Here is a 19,560-nt window from a genome sequence, read left to right as displayed (position 1 = left end):
TGGCTTACATGATCCTCCCCTTTTCAGGGGAGGATCAGGCGTATCAGATCGCCTTCATGATGAGCGAGGCGTTGGTGCCGCCGAAGCCGAACGAGTTGTTCAGCACCGCGCGCACCTTGCGCTCCTTGGCGACGTGCGGGACCAGGTCCACGCCCTTGCAGCTTTCGCTCGGCTCGTCGAGGTTGAGCGTCGGCGGCACGATCTGGTCGCGCATGGCGAGGATGCAGAAGATGCTCTCCACCGCGCCCGCGCCGCCCAGCAGGTGGCCGATCGCCGACTTGGTCGACGACATCGACATGCTGCCCAGATGATCGCCGAACAGACGCTTGACCGCGCCCAGTTCCAGTTCGTCGCCCAGCGGGGTCGAGGTGCCATGCGCGTTCACATAGTCGATATCTTCCAGGCTGAGGCCCGAGCGCTTGAGCGCCATCTGCATCGAACGGAAACCGCCATTGCCTTCCGGGTGCGGCGCGGTGACATGATAGGCGTCGCCGGTCAGGCCATAGCCGATGACTTCGGCATAGATTTTCGCGCCGCGCGCCTTGGCCCGCTCATATTCTTCCAGCACGACCACGCCCGCGCCTTCGCCCATGACGAAGCCGTCACGGTTGACGTCATAGGGACGCGACGCCTTTTCCGGCGTGTCGTTGAAGCCGGTCGAGAGCGCACGCGCCTGGGCGAAGCCGGCGATGCCGATCGGGCAGATCGCGCTTTCCGCGCCACCCGCCAGCATCACGTCAGCATCGTCCATCGCGATCATGCGCGCAGCGTCGCCGATCGAGTGGGCGCCGGTCGAGCAGGCGGTGACGACGGCATGGTTCGGACCCATCAGGCCGTATTTGATCGAGACCTGGCCCGAGATCAGGTTGATCAGGCGGCCATGGACGAAGTGCGGCGAAACCCGGTTGGGGCCCTTGTTGGCCAGCACCAGCGATTCGCTTTCGATGCCCGGCAGGCCGCCGATGCCCGAACCGATCGAGCAGCCGGCGCGCAGGCGCTCTTCTTCCGACATATTGTCCAGGCCCGCGTCGCGCAGCGCCTGGCTGGCGGCGGAAATGCCATAGACGATGAACGGATCGACCTGGCGCTGGATCTTGTGGTCGACGTCCAGCGAGGCGTCATAGCCATATTCATGATCCGCCGGCTTCACTTCGCAGGCGATGCGGCACTTATAATCGGTGGCGTCGAAGCGGGTGATCGTCGCCGCGCCGGATTTCGACGCGATGATGTTCTTCCAGGTGGTTTCGACATCCCCGCCAAGCGGGCTTACCATGCCAAGGCCGGTTACGACGACGCGACGCATATGCTTGCTCCGAAATTCCAATTTTTGGTTCCGTGCCGCTCATCTAGGCGTTCCACACGCACTTGTGAACGGCAGGCCAGATACGAAAAGGCTCCCCAAGCTCCGGGATCACCGGACAGGAGGAGCCAATCCTTGTGCAAGGAGGGCGGCCCGCCACTGGGGGCAGGCCGCGAAGCCCTTAGGCCTTGCTGTCGATATAGTCGATCGCGTCCTTGACGGTGGCGATCTTCTCAGCCGCATCGTCCGGGATTTCGACGCCGAATTCTTCTTCGAACGCCATCACCAGTTCAACGATGTCCAGGCTGTCTGCGCCCAGATCGTCGATGAAGCTGGCGTCCTCGGTCACCTTCTCGGCTTCGACGCCCAGATGCTCGACGACGATTTTCTTTACGCGATCCGCGGTCTCACTCATGAGTGGTCCTTCTTACTGGGTATCGTTGGTGGTTCTGAATAACCGTTAAGGCATTGCCCTAGTGCCAAGCCCCGATAGAGGCAAGAGGGAAGCCCGCCAAGCCCCTAGATGGAGGGACAGGTGCGTTTCGGCAATAAAAAGCCGGAAAAAACCCGGAAACAACGGGTTGTTTACCAAAATTTCAGCCGCTTGTGCCAGCAAATAGCGATGATAAGCCGCCTGTGCCCCGACCAGTTCATCACCCCGAAACGGGCAAGAATGACCGCCTGGCTGATGCTGGCAGCAACGCTGATCGGCCTCGCCTACCTGTTCGCGACGGCCAATGGCACGGTAGATTCGCTTGGCCGACCGCTTGGCACCGACTTTTCAAACGTCTGGACGGCGGGATGGATGGCCGACCATGGCCAGGCCGCCCAGGCATGGAACTGGCCCGCCCATCATGAAGTGCAGAAGGCGATCCATCATGATCCCGTCATCCCTTTCTATGGCTGGCACTATCCCCCGCCCTTCCTGATCCTGGCCACGTTGCTGGCGCAAATCCCCTACACCCCTGCCCTGCTGCTGTGGCAGGGACTGACGCTGGCCGGCGCGCTGATGGTCGTCCGCCATGTCCTGCCGGGTCAGCGCGACGCGCTGCTCATCGCGCTCGGTGCGCCGGTGGTGATGGTGTGCCTGGGCCATGGCCAGAATGCGTTCATGACCGCCGGCCTGCTGGGCGGCGGCATGGCCCTGCTCGACCGACGTCCCTGGATCGCCGGCATGCTGCTGGGCGCATTGGTCTACAAACCGCAATTTGCGGTGCTGATCCCGGTGCTGATCATCGCGCGCGGCAATGTCCGCGCCTTCCTGGCCGCCGGTTTAACCTCGGCCGGCCTGTGCCTGCTGACATTGCTGATCTGGGGCTGGCCGGTGTGGCAGGCCTTCATCGATTCGCTGCCGCTGACGCGGCATATCATCATCGAAAATGGCGCCACCGGCTGGGAAAAGATCCAGAGCCCCTTTGCGGCGGTCCGCCAATGGGGTGGCAGCATTCCGGCCGCCTATGTGGTGCAGGGCCTGGTGACAGCCATCGCCATCGCTATCGCCGCACTGGTCGCCCGCCGCGGGACGATGGAAGTGCGGGGTGCCGCCGCGCTCAGCGCCGCCCTGCTCTGCACGCCCTATGTGCTCGACTATGACTATGTGCTGCTGGGAATGGCGATCGCCTTCGTCGCCGCCGACATGGGCAAGCGCGGCGCGCTTGGCTGGGAACGCAGCTGGCTGGCCTATGCCTGGATGGCGCCGCTGTTCGGCCGAGCCCTGTCGGAATGGACCCATGTGCCGGTCAACCTGATCGCCGCGATCGCGGTGCTGGCACTCGCGATGCGGCGCGCCATCCTGCTGGACGGCGCGCTCGCTTATAACCTGCCCGGCCGGACGAAGATCGCCTGACCGGGACTTCAATCAGATCATCGCCATGCCGCCGTTGACGTGCAGGGTCTGGCCGTTGACATAGCCAGCTTCCTTGCTCGCCAGATAGGCGACTGCCGCGCCGATATCGTCGCCATCGCCCAGATCGCCGGCCGGGATCTTGGCCAGGATCGTGCCCTTCTGGGCATCGTTCAGCGCATCGGTCATGGCCGAGCGGATGAAGCCGGGCGCAACGCAGTTCACGGTGATGCCGCGGCTCGCCAGTTCCTGGCCCAGCGATTTCGACATGCCGATGATGCCGGCCTTCGACGCGCAATAGTTGGACTGGCCCGGATTACCGGTGACGCCCACGACCGAGGTGATCGAGATGATGCGGCCAAAGCGCGCCTTCATCATCGGCTTGGCGGCGGCGCGGCACAGGCGGAAGGCGGCTTCCAGATTGACCGCGATCACCTGCGACCATTCCTCGTCCTTCATGCGCAGGATCAGATTGTCGCGGGTGATGCCGGCATTATTGACCAGGATGTCGATCTTGCCGCCCAGCGCTTCCACCGCCTGCGGCACCAGCGCGTCGACGGCAGCCGGGTCAGACAGGTTGCAGACCAAGGTCTTGTGGTCGCCGCCCAGTTCCGCGGCAAAGGCCTTGAGCTTTTCCTCATTGCTGCCCGACAGCGCCAGCGTGGCGCCCTGCGCAGCCAGCGCCTTGGCGATGGAGGAGCCGATGCCCCCAGAAGCGCCAGTCACCAGCGCGGTCATTCCCGTCAGATCGAACATTCTAGTCTCCCTTGAAGTGTGGCGGCCGGCGGTCGAAGAAGGCGGTGATCGCCTCGTCATGATCCGCGGTCGCGTGGGCCAGCGCCTGCATGGCGCCCGCCATTTCCAGTATCTGTGATAGTTCTGCCGTCTGCGCCGCACGCAGCAACCGTTTGGTCATCCGCGTCGCATGCGGCGGATTGGCGGCGATCGCATCAGCCTGCGCCCGCGCCACCGTCATCAAGTCCGCGTCGGGCACGACATCGCCGACCAGCCCGATCCGCAGTGCCTCGCCCGCGTCGATCGTCTCGCCGGTCAGCGACAGCTGCGACGCCTTGGAAAAGCCGATGATGCGCGGCAGCAACCAGGCCCCGCCATCACCGGAGACGAGGCCAAGCTTCACGAAGCTTTCGGCAAAGCGCGCGCCTTGCCCCGCGATGCGCAGGTCGCACATGCAGGCCAGGTCCAGCCCCGCGCCGATCGCAGGGCCATTGACCGCCGCGATCACCGGCAGCTCGATCGCCTGGAACAGCAGAGGCAGGCGCTGGATGCCCGCGCGATAATTGCGCCGCGTCTGCGCCGGCAGGCTGGCGCGCAGCCCGCCGGCATCGGGCCGCATCGCGTTGAGATCGCCGCCCGAGGAGAAGGCACTGCCCGCCCCGGTCAGGATCGCGACATGGATGCTCGCGTCCCGGTCCGCCGCCTCGAACACGTCGCACAGCGCATCCACCATCGCCGGATCGGAGATGGGGTTGCGCCGGTCGGGCAGGTTCAGCGTGACCGTCAGGACGGCCCCGTCGCGCTGGGTTAGAACGGGGGGGCTAAGGACCGGGCTCTCGCTCACAGCGCGCCCAGCACCGCCTCGATATCGTCCATCGTCACCACGCTGCGCACGGTGGCGTCGGGCGCGATGCGCTTGACCATCGGGCCAAGCACCTTGCCGCCCAGTTCGACGAAATCGGTGACGCCCGCGTCCCACATCGCGCCGATCGACTCGCGCCAGCGGACGCGGCCGGTGACCTGCTCTACCAGACGCTCGCGAATGTCGGTCGTGTCGCTGATCGGCGCGGCCAGCACATTGGCATAGACCGGCAGCAGCGGCGCGTTGATCGTCGCTTTCGCCAGCGCTTCGGCCATGGCATCGGCGGCCGGCTGCATCAGCGGACAGTGGAAGGGCGCCGACACCGGCAGCAGCACGCCGCGCTTGATGCCATAATCCTTGACCAGCGCGACGGCGCGCTCGATTGCGCCCTTGTGGCCGGAAATGACGACCTGGCTGGGATCATTGTCGTTGGCGACGGTGCAGACTTCGCCCTCGGCAGCGGCATCGGCCAGCGCCTGCGCCTTTTCGATGTCGGCGCCCAACAGCGCGGCCATCGCGCCCTCGCCCACCGGCACGGCGGCCTGCATCGCCTGACCGCGCAGCTTGAGCAGGCGGGCGGTGGTGCCAAGGTCGAACGCCTCGACCGCGCAGAGCGCACTATATTCACCCAGCGAGTGGCCCGCGACATAATCACCCTTGTCAGCCAGGCTGAAGCCGCCTTCCTTCTGCATCACGCGCAGCGTGGCGAGCGCGTTGGCCATGATCGCCGGCTGGGCGTTCTCGGTCAGGGTCAGGTCGCTCTCAGGGCCTTCCACCATGATGCGGAACAGATGCTGCGACAGGGCGTCATCGACTTCCTGGAACAGTTCCTTTGCCGCCGGGCTTGCCTCGGCCAGCGCCTTGCCCATGCCGACCGACTGGCTACCCTGGCCCGGGAAAAGAAATGCCCTCATCTTCCATCCTCTGATCTACTGGTGTCTTTCCGGAGAAAAACACGGGAATTCACGCACGTTACACTTTGAGACATATATGGCATTGAGGCGTACATTGCTTTTCGGCACGTAACGACCTGATACACCTGCCCCCTGTCTCTCCGGGGGAATATTGCTGGCCCCTTTAACGACGACGGAGTGCAAGGAAAAGGTGCGATATCGCATTGCATGGCTCACGGGATCGGTGCTTGCCCTGTCCGCCTGCGCGGCGGGGCCGAACTATCACGCGCCGCAATCCGCCGCGCTGGGTGTGCCTGCCGGCTATAGCCAGGGCAGCGGCGCCGCGCTGGAAGACGCCACCCTCGCCACCTGGTGGACGCGGCTCAACGATCCGACGCTGACCGGCCTGATCGATCAGGCGATCGCCGGCAACCTGGACATCGTCCAGGCGCAGGCACGGCTGCGGCAGGCGCGGGAATCCCTGCGCCAGGCCAATGCCGCCTTCCTGCCGCAGGTGAACGGATCGGCCAGCGGCGGCAAGAATTACCGCAGCCAGGCCGGCGGCACCCGTGTCGACGACAGCGGCAACGTCATCTCCACCGGCGCCAGCAACTGGTCCAGCAGCTATTCGGCCGGCGCCAATGCCAGCTGGCAGATCGACCTGTTCGGCGAATTGTCGCGCTCGGCCGAAGCCGCGCGGGCCGATCTTGCCGCGTCCGGCTATGACCTCGCCAATGTGCGGATGACCATCATTTCCGAGCTGGTCACCAACTATGTCCAGGCCCGCGCATCGCAGGAACAGCTGCGCATCGCCCGCGAGACGCAGAAGGTGCAGCAGGACAATTACGACATCGCCCGCTGGCGGTTGCAGGCCGGGCTGGTCTCCTCGCTCGACGAGCAGCAGGCCAGGGCCCAGCTCGCCCAGACCAACGCCACCATCCCCCAGCTCGAAGCCAGCCTGAAGGGCAGCCTCAACCGCATCGCCGTGCTGACCGGCCAGGCGCCGGGCGACGCGACCCGCGCGCTCGAAACGCCGGCACCGATCCCCACCGCCGCAACCGACATCGCCACCGGCATTCCGGCCGATACGCTGCGCCAGCGGCCCGATGTGCGCTCGGCCGAACGGGCGCTGGCCGCCGCCACCGCGCGGATCGGCGTCGCCCAGGCGCAGCTCTATCCCTCGCTCGGCATCAGCGGCAACATCGGCACCACGTCGAACGCCTTCAAGGATCTGTTCGACCTCATCACCGGCGGCGTCTTTGCCAATGTCGCCCAGACCATCTTCGATGGTGGTCGCCTCGCCTCGCAGGTTCGCGCACAGAAGGCGGCGACCGATGCCGCCTTCGCCGCCTACAAGCAGAGCGTCCTCGGCGCGCTGGAGGATGTCGAAAATGGCATGGCCTCGCTCGACAGTGCCCGCCGGCGCAAGGTCGAGTTCGCCACCGCCTATGAAGCGTCGAACAATGCCGCGATCCTGGCGCGCAGCCAGTATCAGTCCGGCCTGATCGACTTCCAGACCCTGTCCAGCAGCGAAACCACGTTGCTGAACGCCCGCAACAGCCTTGCCAGCGCCCAATCGGACGAGATCCTGGCCATCGCCCAGCTCTATAATGCGCTGGGTGGCGGCTGGCAGAATATGGATGACCGCCCCCATGAGCAATGACGCCAGCCCCGACCAGGATCTCAACGACTTTCTGGGCGCCAAGCCGGAAAAGCCGCATCGCAAATGGCTGATCCGCGGGATTATCGGCGTCGTGCTGCTGATCCTCGTCCTGCTTGTCGCCCGCTGCTTTGCCGGCGATGACAAGCCCAATTATGCGACCCGCGAGGCGCGCCAGGGCGACCTGACGGTCAGCGTGTCGGCGACCGGCAATTTGAAGCCGATCAACCAGGTCGATGTGGGGTCCGAACAGTCGGGCAAGATCACCGCCGTCTATGTCGACGTCAATGATCGCGTGACCAAGGGGCAGAAGCTCGCCGAACTGGACACCCGCCGCCTGGTCGACACGATCAACCAGACGCAGGCCCAGGTCGCCTCCTCCCAGGCCGGTGTCGCCCAGGCGCAGGCGCAGGTCGCACTGGCCAAGGCGACACTGGATCGCCAGCTCAACGTCTATCAGCTTTCCGGTGGCAAGGTGCCGGCCAAGACCGAACTGGATTCGGCCCGCGCCGACTATAATGGCGCGCTCGCCAACCTTCGTTCGGCCCAGGCGCAGGTGAATGTTTCGCGCGCCCAGCTGTCGACCGCCCAGACCAACCTGTCGATCGCCCAGATCGTCTCGCCGGTCACCGGCGTGGTCCTGTCGCGCGACATCGAGCCGGGCCAGACTGTCGCCGCCTCGCTCAATGCGCCGGTGCTGTTCACCATCGCGGAGGATCTCACCAAGATGGAGGTCGAGGTGTCGGTGGACGAAGCCGATGTCGGCCAGGTCAAGGAAGGCCAGACCGCCAATTTCGCTGTCGACGCCTTCCCCGGTCGCACCTTCCCGGCAAAGGTCACGCGGGTGAATGTCGGATCGAACAGCTCCAGCAGCAGCTCGTCCTCCTCGTCCTCAACCAGCACGACCAGCAGCTCGACCGGCACGGTCGTCGCCTATACCGCCGTGCTGTCGGTCGACAATGCGGACGAAACCCTGCGTCCGGGCATGACCGCGACCGCCGACATCGTGACCCAGGAACTGCATGATGTGCTGCTCGTCCCCAACAGCGCGCTGCGCTTCAAGCCCAGCAGCGGCGCCGGATCGGGCGGCGGCATCACCAGCGTCCTGCCCGGCCCCGGCCGCATGCGCCGCAGCGGCGCCAACCGCCAGGTCAATTTCGGCGCGGGTAGCAGCCAGACCCTCTATGTCCTCGACGAAAAGGGCGATCCCAAGGCGATCCAGGTGACCGTCGGCGCCAGCGACGGATCGCGCACCGTCATCACCGGCGGCGACCTGAAGCCCGGCATGAAGGTCATCACCGGCCAGCTTGCCGCCGGCGCGCAGCAGCCCGCCGAGGACCAGAAGTCCGATAGCGCCGCTGGGGCCAATGGCTCGAAGGACCGCCCGCGCAATCCCGCCGCCGACGGCAGCCCCGCCAGCGTCAAGTCGCTCGGCAATTCGGGCGACGCCGCGCCCCAGACCGCCCCGGTCGCCCCGACGCCCGCTGCCCCCCAGGGCAGCGGCGGCGCGGAGAGCCGGGGCACCGGCCGGCAGAGCGGAACCTGATCCCATGGCCGCCGATCCCATCATCTCGCTGCGGGGGATCACCAAGATCTTCGGCAGCGGCCCCACCGCCTTTCAGGCCTTGAAGGGCATAGACCTCGACATCGAACAGGGTGATTTCGTCGCCGTCATGGGGCCTTCGGGCTCAGGCAAATCGACGACGATGAACATATTGGGCTGCCTCGACGTGCCATCGGGCGGGCAGTTCCTGTTCAAGGGCCGCCATGTCGAAACGCTGGACCGCGACCAGCGCGCGCTGCTGCGCCGCCGCTATCTCGGCTTCGTGTTCCAGGGCTTCAACCTGCTCGCCCGCACCAGCGCGCTCGAAAATGTCGAGTTGCCCCTGCTCTATCGCGGCGAGGACAAGAAGACCCGCTATGACATGGGCATGGCAGCGCTCGACAAGGTGGGCCTGAAGGACTGGTGGGACCATACGCCAGCCGAATTGTCCGGCGGCCAGCAACAGCGCGTTGCCATTGCCCGCGCCATCGTCACCCAGCCCGATGTGCTGCTGGCGGACGAACCGACCGGCAATCTTGATTCCGAACGGTCGGTGGAAATCATGCAATTGCTGACCGACCTCAACCAGAATAGCGGCATCACCGTGCTGATGGTAACGCACGAACCCGACATGGCCGAATTTGCCCATACCATCGTCCATTTCAAGGATGGGCTGGTGGAGCGGATCGAAAAGGGCATGGGCGGACCGCAGAAGGGAGCCGTGGGCTGATGCTGGGCACCACCGTCATCCTCGCCTTCCGGGCAATCAACCGGCACAAGATGCGCAGCTTCCTCACGACGCTCGGCATGATCATCGGCGTCGCCGCCGTCGTCACCATGGTGACGCTGGGCAATGGCGCGACCGCTGCCGTGCGCGAACAGATCAGCTCGCTGGGCGCCAATGTGCTGCAACTGCGCCCCGGTCAGGGCTTTGGCCGTGGCGGCGGCGGGCCGCGCCCGCCCAATTTCAAGGAAGCGGACCTGACCGCGATCGAGAACCAGCTGACCGGCGTGCGCGCCGTGGCGCCGGTGGTCCAGTCGAGCGGCACCGCCATCTATGAAGGCAATAACTGGTCGACCACCGTCTATGGCACGACCTCCGCCTATTCGCAGGTCCAGTCCTGGAATGTGTCGGAAGGCCGGCTGTTCATGCCGGACGAGGAAGAGGCCGGCAAATCGGTCTGCATCATCGGCAATACGGTGCGCACCAACCTGTTCCAGGGCAATGACCCGATCGGCAAGCGGATGCGGATCAAGGGCGTCAGCTGTCAGGTGGTGGGCGTGCTTGCGACCCGCGGCCAGGGCGGCTTTGGCGACCAGGACGATGTCGTCGTGATGCCGATCAAGTTCGTCCAGCGCCGCTTCACCGGCGATCGCGACATCAGCCAGATCATGGTCGCGGTCGACGATGCCTATGACAGCGCGACCGTGCAGGACAGCCTGGAGCAGCTGATGCGCGAGCGCCGCAAGATCAAGGCGGGCGCGGAGGATAATTTCAACGTCTTCGATACCAAGCAGATCAGCGACACGCTGACCGGTACCACCACCATCCTGACCCAGATCGTCGCGGCGGTCGCGGCCATATCCCTGCTGGTCGGCGGCATCGGCATCATGAACATCATGCTGGTGTCAGTGACGGAGCGCACCCGCGAGATCGGCATCCGCCTCGCCATCGGTGCGGTCGCACGCGAAGTGTTGATGCAGTTTCTGGTGGAGGCGATCGTGCTGTCCTGCATGGGCGGCCTGATCGGCCTGGTCATCGCCCTGATCGCATCGGTCGGCATCGCGCCGCTGATGAAGGTGCCCTTCACCTTCGACCCGCAGGTCAATCTGATCGCCTTCCTCTTTTCGGCGGCGATCGGCGTGGTGTTCGGCTATTTCCCGGCGCGCCGGGCGGCCAGCCTGAACCCGATCGACGCGCTGCGGCACGAATAGGCTGATACATTTTCCGACAAAAGGGCGGTTATCCGGGATAATGCTGCGACATCTTCTGCCTAATCCCTCCTGCCATGGCGCCGCTCCGGCGCCGTGGAAGGAATGCCTCCATGAAGATGATCGCCGCCAGCCTCACCAGCAGTGCGCTGCTGTTCGGGGTCAGCCTCACCCCCTTTGCCGACGCGCAGGCACCGCAGACGGCGCAATTGCTGGAGGGCAAGGATCATCCCATCCTGCTCGCCCGCATGACCGTCACCGCCACGCCCCTGCCCGACCCGGCCGACTGAGACACCGCGCGCCGGAGCGGCGCGCGTGAACGGGCTCATCGGCCTGCTCGGCACGCTGGCGCTGCTGCTGGCCGCTGGCGGCGCGATCGGTCTGATCGACCGGCGCGGCTTTCGTCCCGGCTGGCTGCTGGTCGCCGCCGCCCTGGTCGCTGCCAATGATGCGCTGCTGACCCGCGCCTATCGCCATATCCCCGATCTCATCCCCGCCGCCGACTGGAACTGGCAGGGCAAGCTGCTGGCCCTTGCGCTCACGCTGCTGGTGGCCGCCCTGCCCGCCTTCGGCTGGAAGCGGGTCGGCCTTACCCTCCGGCAGGCGCGCGGCAGCCTGACCGCTGCCCTGCCGGTGGCCCTGCTCTATTGCGCCTTCTTCACCGCGCTCGCGCTCTATTTCCCCGACGATCCCAGCAGCGCAGAGGAAATCGCCTTCCAGCTCACCATGCCGGGGCTGGAGGAAGAACCTTTCTATCGCGGCATCCTGCTTTTCGCGCTCGATCGCGCCTTTACCCGGCGGGTCCGCTTCCTGGGCGTCGACTGGGGCTGGGGTGCCCTGCTGTCCTGCGGCCTGTTTGGCCTCGCCCATGCGTTCGGCTATTCCGGCGGCCATTTCAGCTTCGATCCGGTCGTGATGGCGCTTACCGCCATCCCCTCGCTACTCGCCGTCTGGCTGCGCCTGCGTACCGGCAGCCTGCTGCTGCCGATCCTGCTGCACAATTTCGGCAATGCCATCTCGCTGATGTTGTGAGTCGAACAAGGCATTGAAAAATCGCCATTTCTGAACCGATATTCAGCTTAAATCGGGTTTTGATACAATTTCCGACAAAACTGCCCCACCCTTGGGACAGGCTTGCGACAAGCGCGGCCTATCTCTGTCTTCGACGCCGGAAGCGGCGCCCTCGATTGAAACAAGAGGAATGAAGACATGTTCAAGAAGATCATCCTGGCCCTGACCGCCACCGCCGTTGCCGCCAGCCCGATCGTCACCGCCCAGGCCCAGGCCGCGCCCCATCGCGAGACCGTCCGGGTCGTGAAGGAAGGTCCGCACCGCACCGTCGTCCAGAAGAAGACGGTGGTGCGCAACGATCGCCACTGGGCCAAGGGCCAGCGCTTCGATCGACGCTACGCGACCAATTACCGGGTCGTCGACAATTATCGCGGCTATCGCCTGTCGGCCCCGCCGCGCGGTTACCACTGGGTCCGCTCGGGCAATGACGCAGTGCTGGTCGCCCTCACCAGCGGGATCATCGGCGCGGTCGTCGCCGGCGCCATCCGCTAAGCGCCCCACTTCCTGAAAAGCGCCCTGGAGCCACCGCTCCGGGGCGCTTTCGCGTTCAAACCAGCCCGGTCAGATAATAGACGGCGATCACGACGAAGACGGTCATCGTCTTGATGAGCGTCAGCGCGAATATGTCCTTATAGGCCTGGCGATGGGTGAGGCCCGTCACCGCCAGCAGGGTGATGACCGCGCCATTATGCGGCAGGCTGTCCATCCCGCCCGACGCCATCGACGCGACCCGGTGCAGCACTTCGCGCGGAATGCCCGCCGCGTCGCCCGCCGCCACGAACTGGTCCGCCATCGCCGCCAGCGCGATCGACAGGCCGCCCGAAGCCGATCCGGTGATGCCGGCCAGGGTCGTCACCGTAATCGCTTCGTTGATCAGCGGGTTGGGCACCGCCTTCAGCGCGTCCTTGACGACCAGGAAGCCCGGCAGCGCCGCGATCACCCCGCCAAAGCCATATTCGACCGCCGTGTTCATCCCGGCCAGCAAGGCGCCACCGACCGCCGCCTTCGCCCCTTTCGCAAAGCGCCGCGCCACGACCGGGAAAGCGAAGATCAGGATGGTGGCGATGCCCATCAGCAGCGCTCCCTCCACCGCCCACAGCGCCGCTTGCTGTGTCACTTTCGCTGTCACCGGCTCGGGCAGCCCCGCCAGCCGAATACTCACCTCTTCCGCCCCGCCGGTGATGCGCGGGATCAGCAGCGTCAGCGCCAGATTGCCCAGCCCCACCACCAACAGTGGCAGCAGGGCGACCAGCGGGTGGATGGCGACCGCCTCCTCCTGCCGATCGGGTTCGTTGACCAGCGTCTCGGGCGCGCCATAGCCCTCGCCCGCGGCCGCCATCGCCCGGCGCCGCCAGTTGAGATAGGCAAGGCCCGCCGCCGCGATCACCACCGACCCGATCATGCCCAGCGCCGGCGCCGCCCAGGCGGTGGTGCCAAAGAAGCTGGCCGGAATGACATTCTGGATCTGCGGCGTGCCAGGCAGCGCATCCATGGTGAAGGTCAGCGCGCCAAGGCCGATGGTGGCCGGCACCAGCCGCTTGGGAATATCGGCGCGGCGGAACATCTCAGCGGCGAAGGGATAGACGGCAAATACCGCCACGAAGACCGAGACCCCGCCATAGGTCAGCAGCGCCGTCACGATCATGATCGCCGGGATCGCCCGCCCCGCGCCGACGAAACCGATCACCGCCGTCACGATCGCGCGGGAAAAGCCCGATATCTCGACCAGCTTGCCGAACAACGCGCCGAGCAGAAAGACCGGGAAATAGAGCTTCAGGAAGGTGGCGACCTTGTCCATGAACAGGCCGGAAAAGGCGGTGGGCACTGCCGCCGGATCGGTCAGGAACACCGCCAGCATGGCGAGCAAGGGCGCCATCAATATGACGCTCATGCCGCGATAGGCCGCCAGCATCAGCAAGATCAGCGCCAGTGCCGCGATCGCGACCGCCATCCGTCTCTCCTTCTCTTTTTCTGAAGGGCAGGATAGAGATAGGTGAAGCCTGACTGCAAGCAGGGCCGCTGCCGCCCATGGCTGCACCGATGCCGCTTGCCTTTCCCCCGCTTTTCCGTCATAGGCGCGCCTTCGCTCGGCCCCGGATTCGGACGTCGGACGATTTCGAATGCTTGAGACGACAGCCGGAGGGGCGTTCCACATGGGGTGGGCGTCAGCGATCGGCCAACAGATGAGGCAATACCCATGGCTCTTTACGAGCATGTGTTCCTTGCGCGCCAGGATCTGGCACAGGCGCAGGTGGACGCTCTGGCGGAAACCGCCACCAAGATCGTCGAGGAAAATGAAGGCAAGGTGACCAAGGTCGAGACCTGGGGCCTGCGTTCGCTCGCGTACAAGATCGCCAAGAACCGCAAGGCGCACTACGTCATGCTGAACATCGACGCACCGGGCAACGTGATTGCCGAGCTGGAGCGTCAGACCCAGATCAACGAAGACATCATCCGCTACATGACCATCAAGGTCGAAGAGCTGGAAGCCGGTCCGTCGGTGATGATGCGCAAGCAGGAACGCGCCGAACGCGGCGACCGTGCCCCCCGTGGTGACCGTGGCCCGCGCCGTGAGCGCGAAGAAGCCCCGGCTGCCGAATAAGGAGATCTGAAACATGGCACGCCCGTTTTTCCGCCGCCGCAAGAGCTGCCCCTTCGCCGCCAAGGATGCGCCGAAGATCGATTACAAGGACGTCCGCCTGCTGCAGGGCTTCGTGTCCGAGCGCGGCAAGATCGTCCCCAGCCGCATCACCGCGGTGTCCGCCAAGAAGCAGCGTGAGCTGGCCCAGGCCATCAAGCGCGCCCGTCACCTGGGCCTGCTGCCCTACATCGTGAAGTAAGGGAGAAAGACCCATGGAAATCATTCTCCTTGAGCGCATCGAAAAGCTGGGCGCAATCGGCGACGTCGTCACCGTGAAGGACGGTTACGCTCGTAACTTCCTGCTGCCCAACAAAAAGGCTCTTCGTTCGAACGCCGCCAACAAGGCCGTGTTCGAAGCCAACCGCGCGAAGATCGAAGCTGACAACGCCGCTCGTCGTTCGGACGCCGAAAAGGCTGCCGAAGGCGTCAACGGCAAGCAGATCGTCCTGATCCGCCAGTCGTCGAACGCCGGCCACCTGTACGGCTCGGTCGCCGTCCGTGACGTCGTCGACGCGCTGCACGCCGATGGCGTGACCAACGTCTCCAAGGCGATGGTCGTGCTGGAGCGTCCGATCAAGACCCTGGGCGTCTTCGACGTCAAGGTCGCGCTGCACCCGGAAGTGGCCGTCACCATCACGGTGAACGTTGCCCGCTCGCCGGAAGAAGCCGAACTGCAGGCGCAGGGCGTCGACGTGATGGCCGACCTGTTCGAGAAGGACGAAGCCGGCTTCACCGAGGATTACGATCCGAACGCCGAGCCCGGCGAAATCGCCGTCGAGGCGGAAGAAGCCCCGGCCGAAGAAGCCTGAGCCTCTTCGCTCTGACAAACGAGAAAGCCGCCCGTCACCGGGCGGCTTTTTTGCTGCCTTGGGCGGCTGATCGAACGCTCATCGCGCCGGCTCCTGCTCACCGAGCTTGGCCTGTCGGTCCATGAGCAGTGCCGCATCGCCGTCACAGCCCCATTGCCCGATTTCCTGACGCTCTATCCCAAGGGCCACGTCCAGATCGTCGCGCTCGGGCGCCCTGCGCCACCCTTTCCCGGAATGGCAGGCGCAGGAGGGGATCGTCCATCTCGTCTTCACCACTCGCACCGGGCTGCCGCCGCTGGTGCGCGCCTGGATCGATCATCTCGCCGCCCATTTCAGCAACGGCGATATCTTCTCGCCCTGATTTCAGCCCTGCGCCCGGCGACGGCGCGTTTCCCAGCCCTTCTTCGCCGCAGCCGATCGATCCGCGGCCTTGCGCCGGTCGGCGGCATGGCTGTCGGGCTTGCCCCGCCCCGATCCCGACAGGTTGCCCCCGCCCGAATCCTTGTTCACCGTGGCCCAGGCCCGCGCCTCCGCCTCGTCATGCGACACGCCACGCTCTTCATAGCTTTGCGCGATATGCGCGGCCTTGCGCTTCTGCTTACCAGTGTAACGATCCTTGTCGCCTCTGGGCATGCCTGCCTCCTTTTTTCGTCCCATATCGGTTCAAATACCGAGAGGCATTTCCCGAGGATTGCCATTAAGTTGCATGGCGAGAAAATGAGGAACGGAGAGTCGCCATGAACGTTCCGGACATCATGGAGCAACGCACCCTGCTTGAGCGCCTCGCCCGGCATCTCGCCGCCGGGGCAACGCATAACTGGCCCTATTGGGTCGAGGATGCCGCCAGCATATTGGCGATGCTCAAGGAGCCCGATCCGGCCATGCGCGAGACGGGCGACGTGACCGCCTGGCAGGCGATGATCGATACCGCCCTGCAACAGCGCTGGACCATCTTTCCGCCCGGCATGACCGGCGCCGACGAGGATCATGCCGGCAGCGCGGACGAAGAGGGCGAAATTCGCCTCTCGCCCGAGGCTATCGACCAGGACGCCGCCAAGTGGGTCCATCTCCACAGTGCGTCGAAGGAGACACCATGAAGGGATTGTTGAAGCTGGCCTTTCTGACCGGCCTGGGCGCCGTTGCCTGGAAGAGCCTGAAGGAACGCGGCGGCAAGGATGATGGTGCCGCGGCCGATGATCCGGACGATCGCGGCCCGGTCGGCTCGTCCGGCATCGTCCGCGACGCCGGACCGCAGGCGGACGACAGCGATTGGGACATGGTCGATGAACAGTCCGACGAGTCCTTCCCCGCCAGCGATCCGCCCGGCAATTACTGATATTGCCGACGCCCAGTCACGAACCGGCAATCATCGCTCCATTGCCCCCACCCTGCCCGCGCATTAAGAAGCGCGCACGGATGATATCCATCCGTTTCAACAGGGGAATTATTCAACCATGCCTTCGGGTCTGATCGCGCTGCTCGACGATGTTGCCGGTATCGCCAAGATGGCGGCCACGTCGCTGGACGATGTCGCCGCTGCCGCCGGCAAGGCCGGCACAAAGGCCGCCGGCGTCGTCATCGACGATACCGCCGTGACGCCCAATTATGTCATGGGCCTGTCGCCCGAACGCGAACTGCCGATCATCTGGAAGATCGCGCGCGGATCGCTGCGCAACAAATTGCTGTTCCTGCTGCCGGCGGCACTGGCGCTCAGCGCCTTTGCTCCCTGGCTGCTGCCGCCGCTGCTGATGCTGGGCGGCGCCTTCCTGTGCTTCGAGGCGGCGGAGAAGCTGCTGGAGGCGATCCAGGGCGGCCATGACGAGGTGGCGGATGCCGCCGCAACCCTGACCTCCAAGGAACTGGAGGACCAGAAGGTCTCCAGCGCGATCCGCACCGACTTCATCCTGTCGGGCGAGATCATGGCCATCGCTCTTGGCACTGTCGCCAGCGAGCCGATCTGGGAACAGGCGATCATCCTGGTCGTCGTCGCCATCGCGATCACCGCCGGCGTCTATGGTGTGGTCGGCTTCATCGTGAAGATGGACGATATCGGCCTGCACCTCGCCCAGCGCAGCGGCGCGGCGACGCGCGCGATCGGCCGTGGCCTGGTAAAGGCGATGCCGGTCGTGATGAGCGTGCTGGGCGTGGTCGGCACGGCGGCGATGCTGTGGGTCGGCGGCGGCCTGATCGTCCATGGCCTGCACGAATTTCATTGGGATCTGATCCCCGGCACGATCCATCATCTGGCCGAGGGTGCAGCCCATGCCGTGCCCGCGATCGGTCCGGTGATCGACTGGCTGGTGAACGCGATTGGCGCGGGCATTGTCGGCCTGGTGATCGGCAGCATCATCGTTGCCGTGCTGCATCTGTTCAAGAAGCACTGAGGCGATTAAGGGGAGCGCCCGCGCCTTTTCCGGCGCTTCCCCAGCCCGGACGATCCACGTGACCCAATCTTCCCCCTGGCGCATCGAGGCGCGCGCGCTCGTCACGCTCGCCATTCCCATGATCGCGGGCAATGTCGCCTGGTCGGGGATTGCCGCGACCGATCTGCTGCTCGTGGGCCGGCTGGGCGCGGAAGCTGTCGCCGCCGGGGCGCTGGCGATCAATCTCTTCAACGCGCTGCTGATCTTCGGCCTTGGCCTCGTCACCGCCGCCGCGCCGCTGATCGCCAGCGAACGCGGCCGTCGCCGCCATTCGGTGCGCGACGTGCGCCGCACCGTCCACCAAACGCTGCGCGCCGCCGCCTTCTTCGTGCTGCCCGCCTGGCTGATCCTGTGGCATTGCGAGGCGATATTGCGCGCCATGGGCCAGGAGCCGGACCTGGCGCGCGAAGCCGGCCATCTGATGCGCGGCATGCAATGGGCACTGCTGCCCTTCCTCTGCTTCACCACGCTGCGCAACTTCATCTCGGCACTGGAGCGCCCGCTCTGGGGCCTCATCATCATGCTGCTCGGCATACCGTTCAACGTGCTGGTCGGCTGGGCGCTGATCTTCGGTCATCTCGGCCTGCCCGCGCTCGGCCTGCTGGGTGCCGGCATCGCCAGCACCCTGTCCTCGACCTTCCTGTTCCTGGGCCTGCTGACCGTCATCCTGGTCGATCGCCGATTCCGCCGTTATCGGCTGATGGGCCGCTTCTGGACGCGTGACCGCGACCGGCAGCGCGCCGTCTGGACGCTGGGCCTGCCGATCGCGATCACGCTGGGGTTGGAAGTCACGGTGTTCAATGCCTCTGCCTTCCTGATGGGGCTGATCGACCGGGAATCGCTCGCCGCCCATGCCGTGGCGATCCAGATCGCCTCGCTGGTCTTCATGGTGCCGATGGGCATTGGTCAGGCCGCGACCGTGCGCGTCGGCGTCGCATATGGCCGATCCGATCCCGCCGCGATCGGTCGGGCCGGCTGGCTGGCGCTGATCGTCGGCACCGGCTTCGCCATGGCGGCTGCGCTGATGCTGGTCCTGATCCCGCGACCGCTGGTGTCGATCTTCCTCGACGTCCATGATCCGGCCAATCTCGCCACCGCCAATCTGGCGGTCAGCTTCCTGGCGGTCGCCGCGCTGTTCCAGCTGGTCGATGCTGCCCAGGCCGTCGGCGCCGGCGTGCTGCGCGGCATTCAGGATACCAAGGTGCCGATGATCTTTGCCCTTTTCGGCTACTGGATCATCGGTATCGGCGTCGGCGCCCTGCTCGCTTTCCCGATGGGGCTGCATGGCGTGGGCATCTGGTTCGGCCTGGCTGCGGGCCTCGGCACGGTGGCGATCCTGCTGATCGCGCGCTGGTCGCTGCGCGACCGGCTCGGGCTGGTTCTGCGCTAGGAAAACGGCCGCACAATTCGTCGTAAAAATCCGGCCGGTTGCACGGCAGGCACATGGTGCGACGCACAAAGCAATTGAAACGGGGCCGTGTTTCTTGATATGGGCGGCCCATCATGGACTCTCCGACCCCTATCTTCGAAGCGATCGCGCTTCAGAAGTGCCTCAAGGCGACCTATAACAAGATGGTCGTCACGTTGGCCCCGCACATCCTCTACACGCGCCATGACGAGATGTTCATGGACGCCGTGACCACGGACCGCGACGGCCGCCCGCCGCGCGAGCTGAAGCTGGGCACGTTCAAGCTGGCGGGCCTGAGCGACGTCGAGATCCTCGACGAGACGTTCGAGGCGATGCACGGCCTCTATGACCAGGGCGACGACAAATATAAGGGCGTGACCCTGTTCGCGGTCGATCCGCAGAGCGCCGCCGCCTGACCGGCACTGGCATCGCATCGACCC

At 65.4% G+C, this 19,560-nt stretch carries 23 protein-coding genes; 16 read left to right on the top strand and 7 right to left on the bottom strand.

What is annotated here, in order from left to right; translation table 11 throughout:
- Nucleotides 1-43: 43 nt before the first annotated feature.
- Both fabF and AC13EK_RS21070 read right to left on the bottom strand, forming a co-directional pair.
- Nucleotides 44-1,303, bottom strand: coding sequence for a beta-ketoacyl-ACP synthase II (gene fabF, locus AC13EK_RS21075; RefSeq protein WP_004212097.1), 1,260 nt, complete (start codon nucleotides 1,301-1,303; stop codon nucleotides 44-46).
- A 178-nt stretch (nucleotides 1,304-1,481) separates the two neighbouring features.
- The gene (locus tag AC13EK_RS21070) at nucleotides 1,482-1,715 is read right to left on the bottom strand and encodes an acyl carrier protein (protein WP_004212096.1); all 234 of its coding nucleotides are present in this window, start codon (nucleotides 1,713-1,715) and stop codon (nucleotides 1,482-1,484) included.
- 207 nt (nucleotides 1,716-1,922) lie between these two features.
- Here AC13EK_RS21070 and AC13EK_RS21065 point away from each other — a divergent pair, with 207 nt between their 5' ends.
- A complete protein-coding gene (locus AC13EK_RS21065; RefSeq protein WP_069336287.1) occupies nucleotides 1,923-3,146 on the top strand; it encodes a glycosyltransferase family 87 protein in 1,224 nt (407 codons plus the stop codon).
- A 12-nt stretch (nucleotides 3,147-3,158) separates the two neighbouring features.
- Here the strand turns inward: AC13EK_RS21065 and fabG are convergent, their stop codons facing one another.
- Genes fabG through fabD form a run of 3 tightly spaced genes read right to left on the bottom strand, consistent with a single transcriptional unit; the run spans nucleotide 3,159 to nucleotide 5,654 of the window.
- On the bottom strand, nucleotides 3,159-3,899 hold the full coding sequence (gene fabG, locus AC13EK_RS21060; protein ID WP_004212094.1) for a 3-oxoacyl-[acyl-carrier-protein] reductase: 741 nt from the start codon (nucleotides 3,897-3,899) through the stop codon (nucleotides 3,159-3,161).
- A 1-nt stretch (nucleotide 3,900) separates the two neighbouring features.
- Nucleotides 3,901-4,722, bottom strand: a complete 822-nt coding sequence (locus AC13EK_RS21055; RefSeq protein WP_069336286.1) for a crotonase/enoyl-CoA hydratase family protein — start codon at nucleotides 4,720-4,722, stop codon at nucleotides 3,901-3,903.
- Nucleotides 4,719-5,654 (bottom strand): ACP S-malonyltransferase, encoded by a 936-nt coding sequence (gene fabD / locus AC13EK_RS21050; RefSeq protein ID WP_026109186.1) that lies wholly within the window; start codon nucleotides 5,652-5,654, stop codon nucleotides 4,719-4,721. The genes AC13EK_RS21055 and fabD overlap by 4 nt, the downstream gene beginning before the upstream one ends.
- Nucleotides 5,655-5,844: 190 nt before the next feature.
- On the opposite strand from fabD, the gene AC13EK_RS21045 reads away from it, so the two are divergent.
- From AC13EK_RS21045 to AC13EK_RS21015, 7 genes are all read left to right on the top strand, one after another.
- Complete coding sequence (locus AC13EK_RS21045; protein WP_069336285.1) at nucleotides 5,845-7,296, top strand: efflux transporter outer membrane subunit; 1,452 nt, start codon at nucleotides 5,845-5,847, stop codon at nucleotides 7,294-7,296.
- A complete protein-coding gene (locus tag AC13EK_RS21040) occupies nucleotides 7,286-8,839 on the top strand; it encodes an efflux RND transporter periplasmic adaptor subunit (protein WP_277788102.1) in 1,554 nt (517 codons plus the stop codon). The genes AC13EK_RS21045 and AC13EK_RS21040 overlap by 11 nt, the downstream gene beginning before the upstream one ends.
- A gap of 4 nt (nucleotides 8,840-8,843) precedes the next feature.
- Nucleotides 8,844-9,566 (top strand): ABC transporter ATP-binding protein, encoded by a 723-nt coding sequence (locus AC13EK_RS21035; protein WP_069336821.1) that lies wholly within the window; start codon nucleotides 8,844-8,846, stop codon nucleotides 9,564-9,566.
- Nucleotides 9,566-10,771: an ABC transporter permease gene (locus tag AC13EK_RS21030; protein WP_483022378.1), complete on the top strand. Its 1,206-nt coding sequence runs from the start codon at nucleotides 9,566-9,568 to the stop codon at nucleotides 10,769-10,771. The genes AC13EK_RS21035 and AC13EK_RS21030 overlap by 1 nt, the downstream gene beginning before the upstream one ends.
- 110 nt (nucleotides 10,772-10,881) lie before the next feature.
- Nucleotides 10,882-11,058, top strand: a complete 177-nt coding sequence (locus tag AC13EK_RS21025) for a hypothetical protein (RefSeq protein WP_170828669.1) — start codon at nucleotides 10,882-10,884, stop codon at nucleotides 11,056-11,058.
- A 25-nt stretch (nucleotides 11,059-11,083) separates the two neighbouring features.
- Entirely contained in the window at nucleotides 11,084-11,800 is a 717-nt protein-coding gene (locus AC13EK_RS21020) for a CPBP family intramembrane glutamic endopeptidase, BDIM_20840 family (RefSeq protein ID WP_069336820.1), read from the top strand.
- A 177-nt stretch (nucleotides 11,801-11,977) separates the two neighbouring features.
- Nucleotides 11,978-12,331 (top strand): RcnB family protein, encoded by a 354-nt coding sequence (locus AC13EK_RS21015; protein ID WP_004212081.1) that lies wholly within the window; start codon nucleotides 11,978-11,980, stop codon nucleotides 12,329-12,331.
- A gap of 55 nt (nucleotides 12,332-12,386) precedes the next feature.
- Here the strand turns inward: AC13EK_RS21015 and AC13EK_RS21010 are convergent, their stop codons facing one another.
- Entirely contained in the window at nucleotides 12,387-13,790 is a 1,404-nt protein-coding gene (locus AC13EK_RS21010; protein ID WP_069336819.1) for a GntP family permease, read from the bottom strand.
- Between the two features lie 246 nt (nucleotides 13,791-14,036).
- Between AC13EK_RS21010 and rpsF the strand changes: the two genes are divergently transcribed.
- From rpsF to rplI, 3 genes are read left to right on the top strand one after another with little or no spacing between them, the layout of a single operon-like run.
- Nucleotides 14,037-14,441 carry a 30S ribosomal protein S6 gene (rpsF, locus tag AC13EK_RS21005; protein WP_004212077.1) on the top strand — a complete coding sequence of 135 codons (405 nt, stop codon included), beginning with the start codon at nucleotides 14,037-14,039 and terminating at the stop codon, nucleotides 14,439-14,441.
- A 13-nt stretch (nucleotides 14,442-14,454) separates the two neighbouring features.
- The gene (rpsR, locus tag AC13EK_RS21000; RefSeq protein ID WP_004212076.1) at nucleotides 14,455-14,679 is read left to right on the top strand and encodes a 30S ribosomal protein S18; all 225 of its coding nucleotides are present in this window, start codon (nucleotides 14,455-14,457) and stop codon (nucleotides 14,677-14,679) included.
- Nucleotides 14,680-14,692: 13 nt separating this feature from the next.
- Nucleotides 14,693-15,289 carry a 50S ribosomal protein L9 gene (gene rplI / locus AC13EK_RS20995; protein WP_004212072.1) on the top strand — a complete coding sequence of 199 codons (597 nt, stop codon included), beginning with the start codon at nucleotides 14,693-14,695 and terminating at the stop codon, nucleotides 15,287-15,289.
- A 363-nt stretch (nucleotides 15,290-15,652) separates the two neighbouring features.
- On the opposite strand, the gene AC13EK_RS20990 is transcribed toward rplI, so the two are convergent.
- The gene (locus AC13EK_RS20990) at nucleotides 15,653-15,922 is read right to left on the bottom strand and encodes a plasmid stabilization protein (RefSeq protein WP_069336817.1); all 270 of its coding nucleotides are present in this window, start codon (nucleotides 15,920-15,922) and stop codon (nucleotides 15,653-15,655) included.
- 104 nt (nucleotides 15,923-16,026) lie between these two features.
- Here AC13EK_RS20990 and AC13EK_RS20985 point away from each other — a divergent pair, with 104 nt between their 5' ends.
- The 5 genes from AC13EK_RS20985 (at nucleotide 16,027) to AC13EK_RS20965 (ending at nucleotide 19,536) form a co-directional block, all read left to right on the top strand.
- Entirely contained in the window at nucleotides 16,027-16,386 is a 360-nt protein-coding gene (locus AC13EK_RS20985; RefSeq protein ID WP_017501193.1) for a hypothetical protein, read from the top strand.
- Entirely contained in the window at nucleotides 16,383-16,625 is a 243-nt protein-coding gene (locus AC13EK_RS20980) for a hypothetical protein (RefSeq protein ID WP_069336816.1), read from the top strand. The genes AC13EK_RS20985 and AC13EK_RS20980 overlap by 4 nt, the downstream gene beginning before the upstream one ends.
- 118 nt (nucleotides 16,626-16,743) lie before the next feature.
- Nucleotides 16,744-17,673, top strand: a complete 930-nt coding sequence (locus AC13EK_RS20975; RefSeq protein ID WP_069336815.1) for a DUF808 domain-containing protein — start codon at nucleotides 16,744-16,746, stop codon at nucleotides 17,671-17,673.
- A gap of 118 nt (nucleotides 17,674-17,791) precedes the next feature.
- Complete coding sequence (locus AC13EK_RS20970; RefSeq protein ID WP_069336822.1) at nucleotides 17,792-19,102, top strand: MATE family efflux transporter; 1,311 nt, start codon at nucleotides 17,792-17,794, stop codon at nucleotides 19,100-19,102.
- Nucleotides 19,103-19,215: 113 nt separating this feature from the next.
- Complete coding sequence (locus AC13EK_RS20965) at nucleotides 19,216-19,536, top strand: WYL domain-containing protein (RefSeq protein ID WP_004212065.1); 321 nt, start codon at nucleotides 19,216-19,218, stop codon at nucleotides 19,534-19,536.
- The last annotated feature ends 24 nt before the right edge of the window (nucleotides 19,537-19,560 follow it).

The sequence above is a fragment of the Sphingobium sp. L-44 genome (assembly GCF_056859495.1).
This window is presented reverse-complemented; position numbering and strand designations above follow the sequence as displayed.